The organism is Vibrio sp. B1REV9, from assembly GCF_905175395.2.
Lineage (GTDB): Bacteria > Pseudomonadota > Gammaproteobacteria > Enterobacterales > Vibrionaceae > Vibrio > Vibrio alfacsensis.
This window is the reverse complement of sequence record NZ_CAJIMW020000001.1, coordinates 1-2,754: the sequence shown is the minus strand read 5'-3', so window position 1 is coordinate 2,754 and position 2,754 is coordinate 1. Positions and strand designations below refer to the sequence as shown.

Sequence of the window (2,754 nt, the reverse complement as noted above, 5' to 3'; positions counted from 1 at the left end):
TACACCAATGTTGACTGTAATGGTATCGGTACCGCCTTGACCATCAGACACTTCAACGGTGAAGCTGTCGGAGCCGTGGTAATCGTCGTTCGGGATGTAGGTCCAGTTGCCGTCTGCATCCACCGAGACTGAGCCATTGTTCGGATCGGTGGTTTTGTTAAACGTAAGCTCATCGCCATCTTCGTCGCTTGCGGTTAGCTTTCCGCTCACCGGAGTATCTTCGTCAGTAACGACCTCTAAATTAGCACCAATAGGTCGACTGTTTAATTCAACAGGAATCTGAGAGAAATTATTGAACTGCTCTAGCAACGTAAGGCTTTGAGTTTGAGATAAGCCTAAAGCCTGTAAGCCGTTCGTTTCAAAGCCGGTATCTGCGAGCAATTCCGCACCGATTCGGTCAATTGTACCGCTAGCTTGTAAACTGGAGCCATTAGTTTGGCCCGTAGCTGGTGCAAATTCATCCCCTATTTGGGTCGGATCTTGGCCTTGTTCTAAAGCACCAATAATTTGAGCAACATCGTCAGAGATGTCTTGAATACCATCTTCGTTTACAAGTTGTACTTGTACGCGTTCGGAATCAGCGTCATTTTTAGCGATGACGACTTCCCCTGGTAGAGGCTGTTGTCCATCATTAAGAACTTTTAATTCCCCATCCAAACCTATTACTACAAGTCGTCCACTAAGTGAAACTAAGGCTGTATTCTCCATAAAAACCCCTAACCGAAAATTACTGTCAATATTTTGACCAATGATGTTAATTTGTTATATATTGCCCAATAATATAACGCAATAACAGACTCTTAACACTAATTTACAACTTTAATCTCATATATTACCCATACAGTTCACAACAATTGAGGGACGAAAGCGACATCACTAATATTTGGCTAATAACACTTGCAACTCACTCTTGAACCCTGTAGCCACTAAATACTTAATGTAAATTCATTTGGTTTTTTAATGCTTAGTGACAAATTTCAAGAGATGTAAATGAATTGTATGGTTGATTATGAGCAGGGTTGTACGTTAGATTATTGACGCCCTTAGAGGTCTTTGATTAATAAATATAATTTTACCTCTAACATCATTTAATTTAGGAGAATCACAGTGAAGTGGACTCATGCAAACGCCTTATGTTTAGGTGTATTAGCTGCTAGCCCTGCTTTAGGTCAAACCCTAGAGCAAGCGGTTGAAAATACGCTCAAAACAAATCCCGATATCAAAAGCGCGTTCAATGAATTCGTGAGTAAGCAGTATGTGAACGATGCATCCAGCGGTGCTTACCTTCCATCTGTCGACCTTGATGCAGGGATCGGTTACGAGGGTATTGACTCAGCAGATACTCAACAAAAAACTGATTTAACTCGTAAAGAAGCGACCATCACTTTAACTCAATTGATCTGGGATGGCTCCGCAACTCTTAACGATATCGATCGAACAGCAGCTGATGCAGAATCAGTGCGCTATCAATTACTCGCGGATGCTCAAGACACCGCATTACAAGTCACCAAAGTCTATCTTGATGCAGTAAAAGCTTATGAAATTCTGACACTTTCTGAAAACAATCTGAAAGTTCACAAGAAGATCTATCAAGATATTAAAAAGCGCGTGAATTCGGGTATTGGCTCGACCGCCGACTTAACCCAAGTCGAAGCGCGTCTTGCCAAAGCACATGGTAATCTAGCCGCTGCGCAAAATAATCTCTTTGATAGCCATACAATGTTTACACGCATCGTTGGTCAGTCTCCTCAAGGGCTTATTTTTCCCAGAGCTGACCAAAACTTCATCCCTTACACTGTCGATGACGCGGTTGATTTAGCGTTCAACGAGCACCCAGTAATTAAAGTCTCTATGGCCGATGTTGATTCAGCAAAATTCCAATACAAACAATCAAAAGGAACATACTTCCCTACGATTTCTGTAGAAGCCGCTCAAACATGGCGTGATGATGCAGGCGGTGTTGAAGGCCGTACCGATGAAACAACGGCAATGCTGCGAATGAGATATAACTTGTTTAATGGCGGAAGTGATGCAGCCAATGCAGAAAGTTATGCTTATCAATTAAATAAAGCAAAAGACCTACGAGAACGAGCATATAAAAACGTTGAAGAAGGCCTTCGCCTTTCTTGGAGCGCACTCGACCTTACACTACAGCAAAAAGAGTTTCTTTCTGATCATGTCGATTTCGCAGCAGAAACGGTAATTGCTTACGAAAAACAATACCGCATCGGAAAACGAACCCTGCTTGACTTGCTCAACACTGAAAATGAGCTTTTTCAAGCCCGCAAAGATTATTTGGATGCCAAATACGCTGAGCAGTATGCAAAATACCGTGTGATGAATGCAACTGGTCAGTTGTTAAACGCACTTCGCGTTGATGTGCCAACGGAATGGAATCAGAGAGTGGAGTACTAAGCATGAAAGCAGTTAAGATTTTATTAGCTTTAGGTATTATCACCTCTTCCTATCAAGCACTAGCGCAAAATGAAGACGAGTATGATTACATACCAGCACCACAATCGGAGCAAATCGCCGATCTACTCGATGATGATAGTGATGGTGTAATTAATGCTCGCGATAAGTGCCCTGGTACTGCCGTCGGTTCTGAAATAAATAATGACGGCTGTGGCGAGAGAATTGATTCGTCAGAAGAGATGCAAGTAAAAGTGTTATTTGCAAACGACTCTGACGAGATTAATCCTATCTTTCAACAGCAGATCATGCAATTGTCTGACTTTTTGAAAGAGTATCCAG

Annotated in this window: 2 protein-coding genes and 1 pseudogene; 2 read left to right on the top strand and 1 reads right to left on the bottom strand. The window is 42.1% G+C overall.

The features are described 5' to 3' along the window. Positions 1-708 (bottom strand): Ig-like domain-containing protein (locus KHN78_RS00015; protein WP_211916561.1); only part of this gene is annotated, 708 nt, incomplete at its 3' end. Positions 709-1,107: 399 nt separating this feature from the next. On the opposite strand from KHN78_RS00015, the gene KHN78_RS00010 reads away from it, so the two are divergent. After that, positions 1,108-2,415, top strand: coding sequence for a TolC family outer membrane protein (locus KHN78_RS00010; RefSeq protein ID WP_211916560.1), 1,308 nt, complete (start codon positions 1,108-1,110; stop codon positions 2,413-2,415). Between the two features lie 2 nt (positions 2,416-2,417). After that, positions 2,418-2,754: pseudogene (locus KHN78_RS00005) on the top strand (OmpA family protein); the annotation flags it as partial.